The sequence below is a fragment of the Streptosporangium sp. NPDC051022 genome (assembly GCF_040683035.1).
Classification (GTDB): domain Bacteria; phylum Actinomycetota; class Actinomycetes; order Streptosporangiales; family Streptosporangiaceae; genus Streptosporangium.
Genome location: NZ_JBFBCF010000046.1, coordinates 14,725 through 32,871 on the forward strand (window position 1 = coordinate 14,725; position 18,147 = coordinate 32,871).

17 protein-coding genes are annotated in these 18,147 nt (G+C 71.5%); 9 read left to right on the forward strand and 8 right to left on the reverse strand.

All coding sequences use genetic code 11. The annotated features are described in order from the left end of the window. Positions 1 to 34: 34 nt before the first annotated feature. Both AB0N02_RS43230 and AB0N02_RS43235 read right to left on the reverse strand, forming a co-directional pair. Positions 35 to 1,513 (reverse strand): HAMP domain-containing sensor histidine kinase, encoded by a 1,479-nt coding sequence (locus AB0N02_RS43230; protein WP_363960015.1) that lies wholly within the window; start codon positions 1,511 to 1,513, stop codon positions 35 to 37. Next, a complete protein-coding gene (locus AB0N02_RS43235) occupies positions 1,510 to 2,253 on the reverse strand; it encodes a response regulator transcription factor (protein WP_363960018.1) in 744 nt (247 codons plus the stop codon). The genes AB0N02_RS43230 and AB0N02_RS43235 overlap by 4 nt, the downstream gene beginning before the upstream one ends. 255 nt (positions 2,254 to 2,508) lie before the next feature. Here AB0N02_RS43235 and AB0N02_RS43240 point away from each other — a divergent pair, with 255 nt between their 5' ends. Further along, entirely contained in the window at positions 2,509 to 3,237 is a 729-nt protein-coding gene (locus AB0N02_RS43240) for a DUF4328 domain-containing protein (RefSeq protein WP_363960021.1), read from the forward strand. Between the two features lie 75 nt (positions 3,238 to 3,312). On the opposite strand, the gene AB0N02_RS43245 is transcribed toward AB0N02_RS43240, so the two are convergent. Genes AB0N02_RS43245 through AB0N02_RS43255 form a run of 3 tightly spaced genes read right to left on the reverse strand, consistent with a single transcriptional unit; the run spans position 3,313 to position 4,636 of the window. Further along, positions 3,313 to 3,720, reverse strand: a complete 408-nt coding sequence (locus AB0N02_RS43245) for a hypothetical protein (protein ID WP_363960024.1) — start codon at positions 3,718 to 3,720, stop codon at positions 3,313 to 3,315. Further along, complete coding sequence (locus AB0N02_RS43250; RefSeq protein WP_363960027.1) at positions 3,717 to 3,872, reverse strand: hypothetical protein; 156 nt, start codon at positions 3,870 to 3,872, stop codon at positions 3,717 to 3,719. The genes AB0N02_RS43245 and AB0N02_RS43250 overlap by 4 nt, the downstream gene beginning before the upstream one ends. Further along, complete coding sequence (locus AB0N02_RS43255; RefSeq protein WP_363960030.1) at positions 3,869 to 4,636, reverse strand: MerR family transcriptional regulator; 768 nt, start codon at positions 4,634 to 4,636, stop codon at positions 3,869 to 3,871. Before AB0N02_RS43255 ends, AB0N02_RS43250 begins: the two co-directional genes overlap by 4 nt. Before the next feature lie 338 nt (positions 4,637 to 4,974). Here AB0N02_RS43255 and AB0N02_RS43260 point away from each other — a divergent pair, with 338 nt between their 5' ends. After that, complete coding sequence (locus AB0N02_RS43260) at positions 4,975 to 7,284, forward strand: excinuclease ABC subunit UvrA (RefSeq protein ID WP_363960168.1); 2,310 nt, start codon at positions 4,975 to 4,977, stop codon at positions 7,282 to 7,284. Between the two features lie 93 nt (positions 7,285 to 7,377). Here AB0N02_RS43260 and AB0N02_RS43265 read toward each other — a convergent pair whose 3' ends face one another. Further along, complete coding sequence (locus AB0N02_RS43265; RefSeq protein WP_363960033.1) at positions 7,378 to 7,935, reverse strand: DUF6886 family protein; 558 nt, start codon at positions 7,933 to 7,935, stop codon at positions 7,378 to 7,380. A 580-nt stretch (positions 7,936 to 8,515) separates the two neighbouring features. Between AB0N02_RS43265 and AB0N02_RS43270 the strand changes: the two genes are divergently transcribed. After that, on the forward strand, positions 8,516 to 8,977 hold the full coding sequence (locus tag AB0N02_RS43270) for an SRPBCC family protein (protein WP_363960036.1): 462 nt from the start codon (positions 8,516 to 8,518) through the stop codon (positions 8,975 to 8,977). Between the two features lie 93 nt (positions 8,978 to 9,070). On the opposite strand, the gene AB0N02_RS43275 is transcribed toward AB0N02_RS43270, so the two are convergent. Next, positions 9,071 to 9,634, reverse strand: coding sequence for a TetR/AcrR family transcriptional regulator C-terminal ligand-binding domain-containing protein (locus AB0N02_RS43275; protein ID WP_363960039.1), 564 nt, complete (start codon positions 9,632 to 9,634; stop codon positions 9,071 to 9,073). A gap of 87 nt (positions 9,635 to 9,721) precedes the next feature. On the opposite strand from AB0N02_RS43275, the gene AB0N02_RS43280 reads away from it, so the two are divergent. From AB0N02_RS43280 to AB0N02_RS43300, 5 genes are all read left to right on the forward strand, one after another. Continuing rightward, complete coding sequence (locus AB0N02_RS43280; protein ID WP_363960042.1) at positions 9,722 to 10,900, forward strand: alpha/beta hydrolase; 1,179 nt, start codon at positions 9,722 to 9,724, stop codon at positions 10,898 to 10,900. Then, on the forward strand, positions 10,897 to 11,514 hold the full coding sequence (locus tag AB0N02_RS43285) for a VC0807 family protein (RefSeq protein WP_363960045.1): 618 nt from the start codon (positions 10,897 to 10,899) through the stop codon (positions 11,512 to 11,514). Before AB0N02_RS43280 ends, AB0N02_RS43285 begins: the two co-directional genes overlap by 4 nt. 236 nt (positions 11,515 to 11,750) lie before the next feature. Continuing rightward, positions 11,751 to 12,173, forward strand: coding sequence for a DoxX family protein (locus tag AB0N02_RS43290; RefSeq protein ID WP_363960048.1), 423 nt, complete (start codon positions 11,751 to 11,753; stop codon positions 12,171 to 12,173). A gap of 139 nt (positions 12,174 to 12,312) precedes the next feature. Further along, positions 12,313 to 12,708 carry a hypothetical protein gene (locus AB0N02_RS43295; RefSeq protein ID WP_363960051.1) on the forward strand — a complete coding sequence of 132 codons (396 nt, stop codon included), beginning with the start codon at positions 12,313 to 12,315 and terminating at the stop codon, positions 12,706 to 12,708. After that, positions 12,705 to 15,395, forward strand: coding sequence for a tetratricopeptide repeat protein (locus tag AB0N02_RS43300; protein WP_363960054.1), 2,691 nt, complete (start codon positions 12,705 to 12,707; stop codon positions 15,393 to 15,395). The genes AB0N02_RS43295 and AB0N02_RS43300 overlap by 4 nt, the downstream gene beginning before the upstream one ends. Positions 15,396 to 15,410: 15 nt before the next feature. On the opposite strand, the gene AB0N02_RS43305 is transcribed toward AB0N02_RS43300, so the two are convergent. Next, positions 15,411 to 16,643, reverse strand: a complete 1,233-nt coding sequence (locus AB0N02_RS43305; RefSeq protein WP_363960057.1) for a glycosyltransferase — start codon at positions 16,641 to 16,643, stop codon at positions 15,411 to 15,413. Between the two features lie 182 nt (positions 16,644 to 16,825). Here AB0N02_RS43305 and AB0N02_RS43310 point away from each other — a divergent pair, with 182 nt between their 5' ends. Further along, on the forward strand, positions 16,826 to 18,004 hold the full coding sequence (locus tag AB0N02_RS43310) for a glycosyltransferase (RefSeq protein ID WP_363960060.1): 1,179 nt from the start codon (positions 16,826 to 16,828) through the stop codon (positions 18,002 to 18,004). Positions 18,005 to 18,147 lie beyond the last annotated feature (143 nt).

Here is an 18,147-nt window from a genome sequence, read left to right on the forward strand (position 1 = left end):
CGCCGGACACGCGCCCGCGGGGCCGGACGGGAGGTCAGGCACCCGCGGGACCGGACAGGGGAAGGACGACGCGGAAGGTCGTGCCGTGGCCCGCCCGGCTGCGCACCTCGATCCTGCCGTCGTGGGCCTCCACCAGGGCGGCCGCGATGGCCAGGCCCAGGCCGGTGCCGCCGCTGTCACGCGAGCGGGCGCTGTCGGCCCGGTAGAAACGGTCGAAGACATGGGGAAGGTGCTCGGCCTCGATGCCCGGCCCGTCGTCGTGGACCTCGACGAACGCGGCCGTGCCCGCCGTGCCCGCCGTGGCCGTCGCGGTGCCCGCGTAGACGACGCCGGGCGCCGGCGGGCCGGTCGCGGCGAGCTCGCCGACCGTCACCCGTACGGCGACCCGCGGGCGCGTGTGGGCCACGGCGTTGCCGACCAGGTTGGCGATTATCTGGTGGAGGCGGTGCTCGTCTCCCACCACGCGTACCGGCCCCTCGCCGAAGATCAGCTCGATGGCCCGTTCCTGGTCGCGGGCCCGCGCGTCGTGCACCACGTCGCCGGCGATGACGTGCAGGTCCACCTCGCTCAGATCCAGCGCGCGCTCCCGGTCCAGGTGGGCCAGCAGCAGGAGATCCTCCACCAGCACCCCCATCCGCTCGGCCTCGCCCTCGATGCGGCGCAGGATGCGCGCCACGGCCGGATCCCGCTCGGCCCCGCCGTGCCGGTACAGCTCCGCGAACCCGCGGATGGAGGTGAGCGGCGTGCGCAGCTCGTGGGAGGCGTCGGCCAGGAAGCGGCGCAGCCGCTGCTCGGACCGTTCTCGTTGACGCAGCGCCTCGCTCAGCCGTTCGAGCATGACGTTGAGCGCGCGCCCCAGACGGCCGATCTCGGTTCGAGGATCGCTGTCGGCGACCCGCCGGTGGGTCTCCCCGGCCGCTATCGCGGTGGCGGTGCGCTCCATCCGGGTCAGCGGGCGCAGCCCCAGCCGTACCACCACGAGCGCCACCGCGCCGAGCAGCGCCAGCACCAGCGTCCCCGCCACCACCTCGATGAGCAGCATCTGGTGGACGGTGGTCTCGTTGGACTCCAGCGACATCGACACCGCCGCCCTGCCGCCGTCCGGCAGGCCCACCACCAGCGTGCGCCACTGGCTCGTCCCCGCCCGGGAGAGCACCGTGATGGGGCCGGCCGGAACCGAGGAGATCACCGCGGCGGGAACGGCGGGCCCGTCCGCGGAGCAGGCCGGTCCACGGTGCAGCGGGACCGCGGACGGGTCGTAGAAGGCGATGTGGAACTGCACCGGCAGTTCCACATCGTCCCTGCAGACCGGCGGCGGTGGCGGCGTGGGAGGGGGGCCCTTTCTCAGGGACACGGAGATCTCGGTGAGCTGCGCGTCCACGCGTGACAGCAGCGACCGCTCCAGCAGCAGCACACCGGAGGCGGCGAACACCGCCACCGCGGCCGCCGACAGCCCGAGCAGCGCCACCAGCAGCCGGCGCCGTAGCGGCCAGGGCCGGGCCACCGTCCTCACCGGGCCCGGTCCCGCCGGTTGCGGTGGGGGCCCCGCAGGCAGTAGCCCACGCCGCGCAACGTGTGGATCAGCGGCGGCCCCTCCAGGTCGATCTTGCGGCGCAGGTAGCTGATGTAGGACTCCACGATCCGGCTGTCGCCGCCGAAGTCGTGGTTCCACACCCGGTCGAGGATCTGTGTCTTGCTCACGACCCGGTCGGCGTTGATCATCAGATAGCGCAGCAGGCCGAACTCCCGGGGCGACAGGTGGATGTGCCGTCCGGCCCGCCGTACCGTGTGGGCCTCCTCGTCCAGCTCCAGGTCGGCACAGCGCAGCAGCCCGTCGGCCGTCTTCTCCCGGGTGCCGACGCGGCGCAGGATGGCCCGGATCCTCAGGACCACCTCCTCCAGGCTGAAGGGCTTGGTGATGTAGTCGTCGCCGCCCGCGGTCAGCCCGGCGATCCGGTCGGCGACCGTGTCCCGCGCGGTGAGGAACACCACCGGCGGGCCGCCGCCGGCGGGGCGCAGACTCCGCGCCACCGTGAACCCGTCGAGGTCGGGCAGCATCACATCCAGCAGGATGATGTCGGGCCGGTCCTCGGCGACGCACTCCAGCGCCTGTTTCCCCGTGGCGGCGGTTCGCACGAGAAACCCGCTCAGCCGCAGTGCGTCGCGGAGTAACTCGCGGATATTGGGTTCGTCGTCGACGACGAGCACCACCGGGCTCCCGGCAGGTCCCGATCTCGGAGCGGAATCGTTCATGACCACCGGTTTATCCGGCACATCTGGGAATTGCATGAGAATTGTCCGGAACTGGCCGGTCCGGTCATTAACTGGCCGGTCCGGTCATTGACGCCGGGCGCGGGCGGGCGCCCGGCACGGGGAAGCCGGGCGGTTACGAGACGCCTTCCGCGGCGGGTGAACGTGGCCGGGCGGAGGGGGCCGCGATATTCCCTTGGCGGCGGAGGTGAAATGCCGAAATACTGTCCGCCCATTGATGCGACCACGCGAAGGACGATGGTGTATCCCCCTGTTTCTCCCTACGATCCCCCTTTTCACCCCCCTGCCAGGCCCGTACGGCCGATCCGCGCCCTGGCGATCGCGGTCGTGGTCACGCTGGGCGTCGGCGCGCTGGTCGACGTGTTCTCGCTCGTGGTGACCTTCGAGCGTCTGTCCCTGGTCTCCGGCCTCATCGATTCTCCGGACTCCGTCGACATAAGCGCGGTGGAGACCAACGACTCCTGGTACGCGCTTTGCGGGGTGGTGGATACGGCCGCCTATGTTCTCACCGGTGTCGTGTTCGTCGTCTGGTTGTACCGGGCGCGGTCGAACGCCGAGGCCATCACGCCGATCGCGCACCGCAGAAGTAAGTCACTGCTGATTTTCGGGTGGATTATCCCGATTGCCAGTCTGTGGCTTCCCAAGCAGGTCGTCGACGACATCTGGGTGACCTCCACCCCGCAGGATCCGCCGTTGAACCCGCGCCATCCCACCGCGCTGGAAGGCGCCCGGCATTCGGGGCTGGTGTGGGCGTGGTGGCTGACGTGGCTGATCGCGTTCTGGGGCGCCGGCTTCTTCTACAGGGCGGCCCGGGGTGACGACCTCGGCTCCGAACTGCTGGCCGTCAGGACGGAGATCTACTTCGCGATCCCGGTGTTCGCCGCCACCGTGCTGGCCGCCCTGGTCGTCATGCGGATCACCCAGGCCCAGGAGGCGCGGCGGGCGGCCGCCGTACCGTGGGGGTGACTGTGGGGGTGAACGTGAGGGTGAACGTCGTCACCGTGAGGTCCCCCGCCCGCCCCGGCGCGGGGCCCGCTCCGTTCAGGGGAGGGGGTCGATCTCGGCCTCGGGATGGAGTGCCCGGATCGGGAAGGGACGGTCGGTGACGATCGGGACGCGGCGAACACGCGCCTCGTGAACGACGCTGGCCGCGGTGACCGCCTCGGCGGCGGAGACACCGGCCGCCCGCAGCGTGACGGCGAGGGCGGCGGCCTTCTCCCGGGTGAGGGGAACGATGACGGTGACCTCCAGGCCGAGCAGGACGTTCAGGACCGAGAGGGCCCGGCCGGGAAGCTGGGCGGTGGCCGCGGCCAGAGCGGGCGCCGGGACGACGAGGGAGCCGACGTGCTGGTCGTGCATCCACACGACGGCTTCCATGTATCGGGTGCGCTGGGTCGCGAAGTCCACCAGGGCGCCGCTGTCGAGCACCCGGCCGATGACGGTCGTCACCGGGCGGTGGCGCGGGCCTGCGCGAACTGCTCCTCACGGTGCGCGGCGAGGGCGAGCATCTCCTGCGGCGGTTCGCCGAACAACTCGCGCAGCCTGGCCTTCATCCGGGCGCGCTGCTCATCGGTGATCACGATGACCTCGGCGTCGTTCATGCCCCCAGGCTAGCCGCTGAGGCGCCGCCGTGGCGTGGAACGAGACCCGGCTCTCCGCCCGTCGTGTAGTGATGCAGGTGGCTGGAGCCCTCGAGCATCGCCGTCGCCCGCCGTGTCAGTTCCGCCTGACGCTGTGCGATGGCCATGCGAAGCGCGTCGCTGCTTCCCGTCCGGCGCAGGCCCTCGAGGATGAGCCGGATCTGGGGGAGGGGATAGCGGCCCTGCCGGAGCATGTGGATCATCCGTGCGTCCCGGAGGTCGGACGGGCCGAAGCGGCGGTACCCGGTGCCCGGATCGCGCCCGGGGGCCAGCAGGCCGATCGACTCCCACACGCGCAGGGCGGACGCGCGTACGCCGAGATAGGCGGCCACCTCCCCGATGCGCATGCCCGGCCGCGGCGCGGCCGAGGCGTCCGGGGGCTGCACCGCGACCGCCTCGAGCGCCTCGCCCGCCGCACGCAGGGAGAGCCGCTGTCCGTGCAGCGCGGCGTGGGCGGCGTCCACGAGTGCGAGCGCCAGCGGAAGGTCCCCGGCGTGAACGGCCCGCATGACCGCCCGGGCGGTGTCCCAGCCGTAGCCCCTCTCCAGAGCCCGGTAGGTGACCAGGGCCCGGCGGTGCCCGGCGTCGAACCTGCGGTAACCGGCGGGAGTCCGCGGAACCGGGGGCAGGACGCCGGCGTCGGCGTAGTTGCGGATCTGCTGGGTGGACACGCCCGCCAGCCGTGCCAGATCGATGGGGCGCAGCCCCTCCCCCTCGCGGTCCATCGCTCGCCCTTCCGCGACAACCTTCCCCGTTGACTTGAAGGTTATCGGCACATGTCGTCGGCGGATGTCGCCATAGATGAGGAAAAGTCTTCACTGGAACTTCAATGAGACACTTGAAGGCGTGAACGTCGGCGACGTTCCCCGCGTGGCCGCGGTGGGTCGCGCGGACTTTCCCGCTCCACCGGCGCGGCGCGATCCCGGTTCGAAGGTGGCCGCCCGGCACAGAGCAACCGTACGGCGGCCGGCACGAGCGCTCCCGGCCGTCTGTCCCCCCACCGCACGAACCATCAATCGAGGATGAAAGGGTTTTCGTGGTCTTCAGCCACCAGGAAAGCGGCATCCGGCACGACGACCTCCGCGGACCGGCTCGCGCCGTCGCGGACGACCACGACCTCATACAGGTCCGTGGCGCCAGGGAGAACAACCTGACCGGGGTCTCCCTGGACATCCCCAAACGGCGGCTCACCGTGTTCACCGGGGTCTCCGGCTCGGGAAAGTCCTCACTCGTTTTCGACACGATCGCCGCCGAGTCGCGGCGGCTGATCAACGAGACCTACACGGCGTTCGTCCAGAACTTCATGCCGAGCCTCGGCCGCCCCGACGTCGACTCGCTGCGGAACCTGAGCGCGGCGATCATCGTCGACCAGGAGCGGATGGGCGCCAACTCCCGTTCCACCGTGGGCACCGTCACCGACGCCCACACCATGCTGCGCATCATGTTCAGCCGGATCGGCACCCCGTACGTCGGCCCGCCCTTCGCCTTCAGCTTCAACAGGGCCGAGGGGATGTGCCCGGAGTGCGAGGGACTCGGCAAGGTCTCCGAGATCGACGTCGGCCGGCTGGTCGACACGGAGCTGTCGCTGAACGAGGGGGCGATCACCGTCCCCGGGTTCGGGGTGGACACCTGGCACTGGCAGCTGATGGCGCACTCCGGCCTCTTCGACCCCGGCCTCAGGCTCAGGGACTACACCCCCGGCCAGTGGGAGGACTTCCTCCACAAGCCCGCCACCAAAATCAGGGTCGGGTCGAACAACTTCACCTACGAGGGACTCGTCACCAAGGTACGGCGCCTGTATCTCGCCAAGGACCGGGAGTCGATGCAGCCCCAGGCGCGCGCGTTCGCCGACCGGGCGGTCAGGCTCACGGGCTGCCCCGCCTGTGAGGGATCCCGGCTGAACGAGGCCGCCCGCTCCTGCGTGATCGACGGTCACACCATCGTGCAGTGCTCGGCCATGCAGATCAGCGACCTGGCGGAGTTCGTCCGGAACGTCGGGAATCCCGCCGTCGGGCCGGTGCTGGAGACCCTGGGCGAGACACTGGACTCGCTGACCGGGATCGGCCTCGGCTACCTGAGCCTCGACCGGGAGTCCTCCACGCTGTCCGGCGGTGAGGCCCAGCGCGTGAAGATGGTCCGGCACCTCAATTCGAGCCTGACCGACGTCACCTACGTCTTCGACGAGCCCACGGCAGGGCTGCACCCGCACGACATCCAGCGGATGAACGACCTGCTGCTGCGGCTGCGCGACAAGGGCAACACGGTGCTCGTCGTGGAGCACAAGCCGGAGACGATCGGGATCGCCGACCACGTGGTCGACCTCGGCCCCGGCGCCGGTACGGCGGGCGGCCGGATCTGCTTCACCGGGGATCTGGCAGGGCTGCGCGGGTCCGGCACGCTGACCGGCCGCTACCTCAACCACCGGGTGGGGCTGCGCGAGGAGGTGCGCAAGCCCACCGGGCAGCTGCCGATCGAGGGCGCCCGCCTGCACAACCTGCGGGACGTGAGCGTCGACATCCCTCTCGGCGTGCTCACCGTCGTCACCGGCGTCGCCGGGTCCGGCAAGAGTTCCCTGATCCACGGCTACGTCGCCGGGCGGGACGGCGTGGTCGTCGCCGACCAGTCGCCGATCCGCGGCTCCCGGCGGAGCAACCCGGCCACCTACACCGGGCTGCTCGACCCGATCCGGGCGGCGTTCGCCAAGGCCAACGGGGTCAAGCCCGGCCTGTTCAGCGCCAACTCCGAGGGCGCCTGCCCCACCTGCAAGGGCATCGGCCTGACCTACACCGACCTCGCCATGATGGCCGAGGTGGCGTCGGTGTGCGAGGAGTGCGAGGGAAAGCGGTTCAAGCCGGAGGTGCTGCTGTACCGGCTGCGCGGCAGGAACATCAGCGAGGTCCTCGGCATGCCGGTGGCCGAGGCGCGGGAGTTCTTCACCGGCGGTCAGGCCCGGGTGATCCTCGACCGCCTCGCGGCGGTGGGGCTCGGCTACCTCGGCCTCGGCCAGCCGCTCACCACGCTGTCCGGCGGTGAACGGCAGCGCCTCAAGCTCGCCATCCACATGGCGAGAAACGGCACGACCTACGTCCTGGACGAGCCGGCCACGGGCCTGCACCTCGCCGATGTGGACCAGTTGCTCGCGCTGCTCGACCGTCTCGTCGACGACGGCAACACGGTCATCGTCATCGAGCACCACCAGGCCGTGATGGCCCACGCGGACTGGATCGTCGACCTCGGCCCGGGAGCGGGCCACGACGGCGGCCGGGTCGTCTTCGCCGGCACCCCCGCCGAGCTCGTCGAGACCGGTACCACCCTCACCGCCCGGCATCTCCGCGATTACGTCGGGTACCTCTCCCACGGCGAGAGGATCTGAGTCTCGCGAAAGCGGATGCGCGGTCCGGACGGCGCGGGGTGCCGGTGCCTTTCTCGATCCCGCCCCTCCGGGCCGCCGCCTCCCACACGGGCGTCACAGGCGGGGACTCGCCGTCTCCGGGCGCGGATGGGCGTTGCGCAGGCGGATTCCGCTGAACTCGAGCGTGCTCGTGGTCACGGCGTCCCAGAACCTCCAGAGGTTGTCGAACACGCGGAGCTGGATGCCCGCGTCGCGGTGCAGTCGCAGAAGATCGCCGACCGGTTCGGGCGGCCCGAGGGGCCTGACCGGTTCGGTGGCGACGACCGCGTGCGGGGTCGGTTCGCCGACGGGGGTGAAAAGGGACGAGGGAAGCCGGTAGGCGAACAGCCGGACGGTGAGAAACCTGTCGATCCAGTCGTATTCGATGGCGTGGACACGATCGCCGCCGCCGGGACCCAGGACGCGGTCCCGGTCGGCCGCCGACGTCGCGGGAGCGGCCCACGCCATCGCGCGCGGGCAGTCGCGGGGGAACCAGTAACTCGGAGCGCAGGTGCGGTCGACGGCCCAGACGTAGGCCTCCGGCTGCCGCGCGGTGGCGGCGACATGAGGAACGAAGCAGGTGATCGTCGGGTCTTCCGAAAAATGCAGGACCTGGCCTGGTTCAGGAAGCATTCCCCACCCCTATCACGTGTCGCGTTCCGAGTCGCTTCATACGCTCCGCCGGTGATCGTCGCTCACCGGCCAGGACGGCCGTCCCCGTCACCGTCCTGGGAGAGGAACGCCTCGACGTCGGCGATCTGCCGGTCGCATCGGTATGCCGCCGGGCCCGCCGCGGAACATTGCGGAAATCGGCAACAACCGTGCGGAGAACGTCAACGACTTCCCGGTCGCCGGTCCGCATACTTCTGGGAAAGCGGATCGGCGAAGAGGCACGGCATGACGGTGTGGCGGCGCACGCGGGGATGCGGAAGCCGCCAGGTGAGCCCGCGGCACTCGCCGGAACGCGGCCCGTGCCGGTCCGGGGGGTCACCCGCCTGCCGGGCGGGCGGCGGCACGGCCTCGGGGGAGGCCCCGCACGGGGTCGTCGCGTCGCGCCGCGAGGGAGAGAGTCACGCCGCGCGGGAGAGAAGTGCCGGACGCGTCACAGGGAAGGGCTCGGGAACCTGTTCATGTTCGTCAAACGGTTGTTCGTGGCCACGGTCGTCGCGGGGGCGGACGGCCGCGCCTCTGCCGCCGGGCGGGAGCGGGCCGCGTGAGCGCGCTCGTCGGCCGCACCGACACCTCCGTCGTCATCGACGCGCCACTCGACCTGGTCTGGGACATGACCAACGACGTGGAGTCCTGGCCCGGACTGTTCGCCGAGTACGCCTCCGTGCGGATCCTCGGGCGCGACGGCGACACCGTGCGGTTCCGGCTCACCACGCATCCCGACGAGCACGGGCAGGTGTGGAGCTGGATCTCGGAGCACACCTCCGACCGGGAGGCGCTCCGGGTCACCTCGCGCCGGGTCGAGCCGGGTCCCCTCGAGTACGTGGGCGTCGAGTGGATCTACTCCGAGGAGCCCGGCGGCCGTACCCGGATGCGCTGGATCCAGGACTTCCGGATGCGCCCGGACGCCGCGCCGGACGTGGCCGCCATGACCGGCCTCGTCAACGCCGACGCGCTCACGCAGATGGGGATCATCCGCGAGGAGATCGAGAAAGCGGCCCGGTGATCACGGCCGGGCCGGGCGTCCTGGAGCAGCCGGTGCACCCTGTGGCCGTGCTGCCGCTACGACAGCGATCCGTTCCGCCTGACGTCTCGCGGGTCAGGGGGACGATCCGCACAGGGCGAGAAGCCTGTCGACGAGGGATCTGGCGTGGTCGGGGCCCACCGGGCGGTTGAAGAAGACCGCGTGGTAGTAGAGGGGGGCGATGACCACCTCCAGCAGCTCCAGCAGCGTGGGCGGCCGCTCTCCGCGCGCCGCCGCCCTGTCGAGCATGGCCTGCAGCTGCACGGCACGGTTCAGCATGTAGGTCTCGCCCTCGGGGCCGCGTGAGCCGAGCATGGCCGCGCGCAGATACAGGGAGGCCATCGGTCCCGCGACGTCGTCGGCGAGTCGCAGCGCGTACGCCTCGAGGTCGCCGCGGAGCGTGCCGGTGTCGGGCACGGGCGATCCCTGTGAGAGCCGTTCGTGCACCACGTCGTCGATCAGCCCGTTGAGGGTGCCCCAGCGCCGGTAGATCGTGGCCTGGTGCACGCCGGACCGCTCGGCCACCAGGGCGATGTTCAGGTCGTCCCACCCGTCCTCACGCAGCAGGTCGAGCACCGCCTCGTGCACGGCGGTGCGGACTCTCGCGCTGCGGCCGCCCGGCCTCTGTACAGGTTGCATGGACCCACCTTAACGCGAAGCCTATTGCTTTAAGTGTCCGCCCTGCGCTACCTTGAAGCGAAATAACTCGCATTAAGGAGTCGGTGGATGCGCCCGTTCATCTTCGAGAAGGACCCCACGTTCTGGTACGAGACGCTGCGCTCGTTCGGTCACATCGCGTACGGCGGCGCCGACTTCGGCGAGGTCGTCATGACCGCACAGCGCATCGTCGAGGGCGACTACGGCAGCTGGCACGACGAGTGGCTGGCCACGGCGGACCGGGTGGCGGCCGAGGCCGAGCGCTCGCTCGCGGCCGGACACCTCGTCAGCGCGGGCGACGGCTTCCTGCGGGCCTCCAACTACTACCGCTCGGCCGAGTTCTTCCTGCACGGTGATCCGTCGGACCCGCGCATCGACGCCGCCTACGCGCGCCAGGTCGCCTCTTTCCGGAAATTCGCCGAAATCCGTGGTATCGAGCCGGTCGAGATCCCCTACGAGGGCACCACGCTGCCCGGCTACCTCTACCGGGGCACCCGTGACGCCACGGTCGTCATGCACAACGGCTTCGACGGCAGCGCCGAGGAGATGCACTTCTTCGCCGCCGCCGCGCTGCACGAACGCGGCTTCAACGTGCTGGTCTTCGACGGTCCCGGACAGCCGGGGGCGATGCGCAGGGGCCTGCTGTTCCGGCCCGACTGGGAGCACGTGGTGGGCCCGGTGCTCGACTGGCTGCGGGCCGGGCCGTACGTGGAGGCGGACCGGGTGGCGCTGCTCGGGGCCAGCATGGGGGGCCTGCTGGCGCCGCGCGCGGCCGCGTTCGAGCCCAGGATCAAGGCGGTCGTCGCCTTCGACGGCGTCTACGACATGGGCGCCGTCATCGCGGAGAGGTTCGGCGGCGACAGGGAGGCGACCAGGCGGGCCCTGGCCCTGCCCGAGGCCGAGGAGATCGTCCGCGGCCTGATGGCGCAGGACGCGGTCACCCGCTGGGCCGTCACCCACGGCACCTGGGTGACGGGCACCTCACCGAGCGGCTATCTGACCGCGATGCTCGGCTATCACCTGCGCGACGGCGTCGCCGAACGGATCGCCTGCCCGGTCCTCGTCTGCTCCGCGCCGGAGGACTTCAGCTTCAAGGGCCAGCCCGAGGCCCTGTACGCCCATCTGACCTGCGACAAGACGTTCATCGAGTTCACCGAGGCCGAGGGCGCCGACGCCCACTGCCAGTCGGGCGCGCAGCGCCTGGCCATGGCCCGCATCGGTGACTGGCTGGAGAGGACCCTCCAATGAAGAAGATGCTGCCCGTGCTGCTGTGGGACGTGCTTCCCTCGATCGCGGCCTACTACCTGCTGCGCTGGTTACAGGTCGCCGAGCACACCGCGCTGCTGGCCGCGACCTGCGTGGGCGTGCTGCGCGTCGGCCAGGTGGCGCTCAAGGAACGCAGGCTGGACGGCTTCGCCGCGTGCACGGGCCTGGTCTTCGCACTCGGCCTGATCCTGTCCTTCCTCACCGGTGACCACCGGTTCCTGATGGTCGTCAAGTCGATCACCACGGCGGTCCTCGCCCTCGTCCTGGTCGGCACCTGCCTGGCGGGGCGTCCGGCGGCTTTCGGGATCGCCAAGCGCTTCGGCGCCGAGGACGAGGCCACCGCCGCCCGATGGGACGCCCTTCACGCGGCCCAGCCCGCCTTCCGGAGGGTGTACGTGGTGATGACCCTGACGTGGGCCGCGGCGCTGCTGGCCGAGTCGGCCGTCCGCGTCCCGCTCGTCTACCTGCTGCCGATGGACGTCATGATGATCCTGTCGCCGATGCTGCTGATCGCCACGCTGGTCCTGCTCGGCGTGTGGTCCGCCCGGTACGGCGGCCGGGCCGAGCGGATCCTCTCCGCGTCGCCGCGATCCTGAGCGCGGCTCCGGGCGCCGTTCCGAAGTGACCCGCTGCTGTCCCTTCCCGGAAAACAGCTCTGACCTGCGAGAATAAAGCTGTTCGGAGTCGGTGGCGCGTTCCTTGACGTCACACCGGCACCGGTTGCCGCCCGCCGTCCTTCGGCCTGGGAACCGCCTGCCGGAGCCGCCGCCGCTTCCCGATCCGCCCCGCGCCCGCAGTCCGGGGGCGGGCACGGCAGCAGAGGAGAACCAGCGTGAGGTTTGTCGAGCCGGCCAGGCCGTACATCCTGTTCCTGTTCCGCGTCGTCGTCGGGCTGCTCTTCGCCTGCCACGGCGCGGCCAAGCTCTTCGGCGTGTTCGGCAGCGAGGCGGTCCGCATCGGTGCCTGGCCGGACTGGTTCGCCGGTGTCATCGAACTCGTCGGGGGAACCCTGGTCCTTCTCGGCCTCGTGGCGCGGATCGCGGCGCTGGTCTGCTCGGGTGAGATGGCCTACGCCTACTTCGTCGTCCACCAGCCGTCGGCGCTGTGGCCACTGGCCAACGGCGGCGAGCCGGCCGTTCTCTACGCGTGGTCCTTCCTGCTGATCGCGGTCGTCGGCCCGGGGGCGTGGGCGATCGACACGTGGCTGGGCCGTGCCCGAGTACGGGTACCCGTCACGCCCTCCGAAGTCGTCTGATCGCCGCGGCCGGACGTCCATGACAACCCGCTCCCCGGGATCCGCGTCTTGAATATCGGGCTGGTCTGATCAGCCGCCGAATGCCACGATGGCACGAGCGTTTCATGAGCATCTGTGGAGAGCCATGGACCCGGTATCGATGATTGTCGCAGCTTTGGTGGCCGGCGCCGCGGCGGGCGCCGGTAACACGGTCACCCAGGCCGTGAGCGACGCCTACGAAGGACTCAAGGCCATGGTGCGGGCGCGGCTGGACGAGCGGGCCGGCGCGACCGTGGCACTGGACCGGTTCGAGGAGAACCCCGAGCCCTGGACCGAGGCGCTCAGCTCCGAGCTGACCGCCGTCGGGGCCGGCGCCGACCGCGAGCTGCTCCAGGCCGCGGCGCTGCTGCTGGAGCGGGCGCAGGCGCAGGGCTCCCAGCCGACGGTGTTCAACACCCAGTTCAACGCCGAGGTGCAGGGGGTGGTCTCGGGCAACCACAACCAGGTCCAGATGCGCTTCGGCGCGGCCGGCCGGACGGACGACGAGCGCGCATGACCGGCGAGGGATCGGCCCGGGAGCAGCAGACGCATTTCCACCAGCCCGTCTACGGTGTGGTGTACGGCGACAACAACACCGTGACCATGATCTTCGAGGCCGGTGAGCGGATCGTCCCGTTCATGGCGCCTTCGCTGCCGCCCCAGGGCGTCGTCGGGCGTGACGGGCTGCTGGTGACGTTCAAGACCGCGCTGCTCACCGGCCGTTCCCTGGCACTGCACGCGTTCAACGGGCTGCCCGGCGTCGGCAAGACCGCGCTGGCGGTGGCCCTGGCCAACGACCCCGAGATCATCGGCCACTTCGCCGACGGTGTCCTGTGGGTCGGCCTCGGGCCGCGCCCGAATCTGCCCGCGCAGCTGAGCCGGGTGGCCGTCGCGCTCGGCATCGAGGCGGGCCAGCTGTCGAACCTCTCCGGGGTGGACGACTGGGTGGCCGCCATCCACTCCGCGATCGGCGTCCGGCGCATGCTCATCGTCATCGACGACGCCTGGAGCGTCGGTGACGCGCTCGCGGTGAAGCTCGGCGGTCCCAACTGCGCTCATCTGCTGACCACCCGGCTCGCCGAGGTCGCCGTCCGGTTCGCCGGCCGGTCGGCGACACGCATTCCGGAGCTGACCATGACGGACGGACTGTCCCTGCTGCGCGACCTGGCACCCGACGCGTGCGCCGAGGATCCGGCCACGGCCGAGGAACTCGTCCGGCTGGTCGGCGGGCTGCCTCTGGCGCTGATCCTGATCGGCAGATACCTGGCGGTTGCCGAGGTGGTCCAGCCCCGTGGCAGGCTGGCGCACACCCTGCGCCGGCTCAAGGACGCCGAGCGGCGCTTCCGCCTCGAAGAGGACTCCGGGCCGCTCGACCGGTCGCCGGGCCGCGCCGGCGCCTCGATCTCGCTGCCCGCGGTCATCGACCTGAGCTACACCAACCTCGACCCGGCCCTGCGGGACAAACTGCGGGCGCTCGCGACGTTCACCCCGAAACCGAACACGTTCCGGATGGACGCGGCCCACGCGGTGGCCCTCGCCTCGGAGGCCGAACTCGACACACTGATCGGCTCCAGCCTGGTGGAACTCACGGCGGCCGGCCGTCTCACCATGCACCAGACCGTCAACGACCACCTCCGGCAGCGGGCCGAGGCACCGCAGGCGGAACGGCGGTTCGCCGAGTTCTACGCGGGGCTGCTCGCCGAGGCCGCGGACGGGGACGGGGACGGGGACGGCGACGGCGACGGTGCGGAGGAGGGCGAGGATCCGCTGATCCAGGACGTCACCGACATCGCCGAGGCGACCAGGTACGCGGGCGGGATCTCCGATCACGAGCTGGTCCTCCGCCTGGTCGAGGGCGGCTTTCCGCTCTTCAACCGGCTCGGCCTGTACGCGCTGGCCGCCGAGCAGCTCCGCGTCGCCCTGGCCGGTCCCCAGGACGACGGTGTGCGGGCCCGCCTGTTCCACCGCCTGTCCACGGTTCTGGAGAAGCTCGGCGAGCTGGCCGAGGCGGAGTCCGCCGCGCGGGCCGGTGTCGAGCTGGCCGGGCGGGACGCCGGCACCGAGCTCGCGGCCGACGCGTTGCTGCGGCTCGGCTGGTGCGTGGCGCTGCAGGGCCGTACCGAGGAGGGCGAGGAGTACTTCCAGCGAGCCCGGAGGTCGGCCGGTGAGGGACGGCTGCGGCTGCTGGAGGCCAGGGCGCGTCAGGGGCTGGGCTGGTTACGGCGCTTCAAGGCGGAGCACGAGTCGGCCCGCACCCACCTGTACGCCGGGCTGGAGCTGGCCAGAAGCGCCGGTGACCTGGCCGTGGTCGCCGACCTCCTGCAGTTCCTGGGCTGGACGAACGCCATCGGCGGCCGATACACCGAGGCCGAGGCGGAGTTCCGCGAGTGCCTGGGCTACGCCGAGACACTGCACCTGCGCTCCAGTGAGATCGACGCCCTGCACGGCATCGGCTGGTTGCACGCGATCCGCGGGCACTATCAGGAGGCGCTGCCCTATCTCGACCGGGCGCTGGGCACCGCGCGCGGGCTAGGCCATCACGAGCAGGCCTCGCTGCTGCTGAACATCGGCTGGGCCCGGCGCGAGAGCGGGCATCTCGACCTCGCCGACCAGGCGCTGCGCGAGGCGCTGGCGTTCGTCCGCCGCGAGGGACGGCTGGAGAAGGTCAGCCAGACCCTGAAGGAGCTGGGCCACCTGGCCCGGCAGCGGGGAGACCTGCCGGCCGCGGCCGGCTACCTCACCGAGAGTCTGGAGACGGCCCGCGTGGTCGGTGCCGCGGACACGATCGTGGGAGCTCTCCAGGCGCTGGCGCTGGTGAACAGCGCCCAGGGCGATCCGGCCGCCGCGCGGGCCGGCCTCCACGAGGCGATGCGGGTGGAGGGGCCGGAGGGCGGCGCGACGATGCGGGCGATGATCGAGCGTGATCTCGGCGAGGTCGAGCTGGCGGCGGGGGAGGCGGAAGCCGCCCGCCGGCGGTACGAGAACGCGTTGCTTCTCGCCGAGGCGAACGACGTCGTGGAGATCGCGGGTACCGCGCGCTTCGGGCTGGCCCGAGCCCTCCTGGCCGTCGGCCGCGGAGCGGAGGCGCACACCGCCGCGCTGCGCAGTCTGGAGGAGCTGGCCGCCATCGGCAGCCACCGCGTCCCGGAGGTCGAGGCGTTTCTGGACGAGTTCGGCGCCGCGCCCGGCGGGCCCGCGCGGTGACCCATCGGTCCGCCGCTACGGCACCGACGCCGTGTGCGGTGTCTTCTCCCAGTCCGACGCGGAGCGGAACATCCGGATCAGCGCCCTGACCGCGGCCCAGCAGAGCACCGCCTGGAAGGCGGGCGCGCCCGCCCACAACGACACGTACGCTCCCGGGCGTACGGCGACGCCGAACCGCCCGGGCAGCCGGGCGAGCAGGACCGTCAGCAGGCCGGTGTTGACCGCGCCGAGGGCCAGGGGCGCCAGAAGAACGGGCAGCGCGGCCGGAGCGGCCGGCGCCAGCGGCAGCGCGACGAGAAGGCTCCCCGCGGCGAGCGCCCGCGCCGGGGCCTCCAGCAGGAACCGGAGGCACTCCAGCCGCTGCCACCAGGGCAACGGCCTCCACCCGCCGTCACGGAGCACCTGGGCGAACCCCTGGTTCCACCGCGACCGTTGCCGGACGAACGCGCCGAGGCTGCCGGGGATCTCCTCGATCGTGGCGAAGGCCGCGTCATACCAGACCATGGTCCGCGCCCGGTCGCGGGCGAGCCGCAGGCTGAGCTCGCAGTCCTCGGCCAGGTGGTCCGGATTCCATCCGCCGATCCGGCGAAGCGTGCCGGCGCGGAGGAACACGGAGTTGCCGCTGAGCCGGACGACGCGCCGGGGGTCGGGGCGGGCAGTGGCGCCGTTCAGGAACATCCAGCGGAACTCCACCATGTTGTGCAGCTGGTACCAGGCGGGGTCGGCCGCCGCGGGCTGGATGCCCACCTGGAGCGCGTCCAGCTCGTGCTCGGTGAACAGGGCGTCGACGATCCGCAGCAGCCCGGGATGCACCTGCCCGTCGGCGTCGAAGACCCCCACGATCTCGTGCGCGCAGCCGGGCAGGGCGGCGTTCAGCGCGGCGGGTTTGCGCATGGTTCCGGGAGGCTCGGGAAACACCGTGACGCGATCGGGGTGCGAGCGCGCCGCCGACCGCGCCGCGGCCGACGTCGCCCGATCCGCCGGGTCGACGACGGCGATCACCTGGACCGCGGGGTGATCGGCGCCGGCCAGCCGTTCCAGCGTGCCGGCGAGCACGGCCGCCTCATCGTGGGCGGGCACGAGCAGTGAGAACGAGTGCCGGGCCCCGAGGTCGCGGGGACGCTCCGGATCACGTCTGTCGCGGAGCACCGCCCGTGACAGCGCGCGCAGTTTGAACAGCGATCCGATCGTCACGATCGACGCGGTCACACCGAGCAGGACGGCGGACACCGTCGTCACGGCCGTCACGGCCGTCACGACAGGGGTGGCGCGTCGGGGGACGTGCGAATTCCGGTAGCCGTTTCCTTCGCGGCACGCATAATTCCTCGTATCAACACGTGGTGGCCAGAAACTGCCGGTCTCGCTAACACATAATCCGCTACGTACGATTTTAATGCGTATGACAGTTTCGCGATACCGGCGAGGCGTGCATGAGTCGCGACACAGTTCTGTTCCTCACGCATCATCTACCGTGGCCGATCCTCAGCGGTGGCCGCCGCCGCGAGGCCGAGCTGCTCGTCCGGCTCGCCCCGCGGTACGACATCGAGGTGGTCGCGGTGTCGAAGGTCCCCCATACCGACCGGGCCGGAATCGCGGAGGCCGAACGCGCCGGCCTGAGGGTACGGCTGTTCGCCGCCGAACCGGCGGACCACCCCTTCCGCAGCCCGCTGGTGCGGCAGCACTCCTCGGCGCCCGCCCGCCGCTACCTGCGGCACCGGCTGACGCCGCCGCACGCGCCGATAGTGCACGTCGAGGGCCACTACCTGATGCCCTTGGTCCCCGCGCGGGCCCGCGCCGGCGCGCTCCTGGTCGAGCACAACGTCGAGTCGACCCTGCTGCGCCAGCACGCCGACGCCGCGGGCGGGGGCCTGCCGAGGTACCGCCGGCTCGCGCACGTCTCGCTCACCGAGCGCGCCGAACTCAACGCCTGGCGGCAGGTACGCCTGGTCGGTGCGCTGAGCGGCGAGGATGCGGCCATCATGCGGCGGCGCGCCCCGCGGGTGTCCGTCCACATGCTGCCCAGCGGCGCCGACCACCTGCCGGCACCCCGGCCGGCCGGGGGCCTGCCGTCGCCGGACCTGCTGTTCGTCGCCAACTTCGGTTATCCGCCCAGCCTCGACGGAGCCCGGCTGCTGGTGTCGCACATCTTCCCCCGCGTCGTCGAGCGCCATCCCCGCGCGACCCTCGCGATCGTCGGTGCCGATCCGCCCGGCTGGCTTCTCGCGCATCGCGACCGGGACCCGCGCATCACCCTGCCCGGCTGGGTGGACGACCTGGCGGCCTGGCTGGCCACGGCGAAGCTCGTGCTCTGCCCGCTCCGGATCGGGGGCGGCATAAAGATCAAGGTCCTGGAGGCGCTCGCCGCCGGGAAGTGCGTCGTGACCACCTCCGTCGGCGCGCAGGGGTTCGACGAACCCACCCGCCGGGCGTTCGTCGTCCGGGACGACGCCGACTCCTTCGCGGGCGCCGTCGCCGACCTGCTCGACCGCGCGGAGCTGCGTTCCCTGCACGAGGACAGGGCGCGGACCGCCGCGGCGTCGCTGCCGAGCTGGGAACAGGCGGCCCATTCGCTCGCCGAGTGCTGGCGCGTCCTCTCCGGCCCGGAATGAGAACGGCGAAGCCGATGGACGCCGCTGGAATTCGGGGCCGGAGCGGGCGCGGACATCACGGTGATTTACCCGATAAGGGAGCACGGCCGGAATCCGATCGCCGCCCTCGGCTCCGGCGATGCCCGTCGGAGATATCCACGGCG

Excerpts from the sequence above, each read along its gene's own strand:
- AB0N02_RS43235 (WP_363960018.1), bottom strand. The coding sequence starts at position 2,253 with ATGAACGATTCCGCTCCGAGATCGGGACCTGCCGGGAGCCCGGTGGTG.
- AB0N02_RS43240 (WP_363960021.1), top strand. The coding sequence starts at position 2,509 with ATGGTGTATCCCCCTGTTTCTCCCTACGATCCCCCTTTTCACCCCCCT.
- AB0N02_RS43250 (WP_363960027.1), bottom strand. The coding sequence starts at position 3,872 with ATGAACGACGCCGAGGTCATCGTGATCACCGATGAGCAGCGCGCCCGG.
- AB0N02_RS43255 (WP_363960030.1), bottom strand. The coding sequence starts at position 4,636 with ATGGACCGCGAGGGGGAGGGGCTGCGCCCCATCGATCTGGCACGGCTG.
- AB0N02_RS43265 (WP_363960033.1), bottom strand. The coding sequence starts at position 7,935 with ATGCTTCCTGAACCAGGCCAGGTCCTGCATTTTTCGGAAGACCCGACG.
- AB0N02_RS43275 (WP_363960039.1), bottom strand. The coding sequence starts at position 9,634 with ATGCAACCTGTACAGAGGCCGGGCGGCCGCAGCGCGAGAGTCCGCACC.
- AB0N02_RS43280 (WP_363960042.1), top strand. The coding sequence starts at position 9,722 with ATGCGCCCGTTCATCTTCGAGAAGGACCCCACGTTCTGGTACGAGACG.
- AB0N02_RS43285 (WP_363960045.1), top strand. The coding sequence starts at position 10,897 with ATGAAGAAGATGCTGCCCGTGCTGCTGTGGGACGTGCTTCCCTCGATC.
- AB0N02_RS43295 (WP_363960051.1), top strand. The coding sequence starts at position 12,313 with ATGATTGTCGCAGCTTTGGTGGCCGGCGCCGCGGCGGGCGCCGGTAAC.
- AB0N02_RS43300 (WP_363960054.1), top strand. The coding sequence starts at position 12,705 with ATGACCGGCGAGGGATCGGCCCGGGAGCAGCAGACGCATTTCCACCAG.
- AB0N02_RS43310 (WP_363960060.1), top strand. The coding sequence starts at position 16,826 with ATGAGTCGCGACACAGTTCTGTTCCTCACGCATCATCTACCGTGGCCG.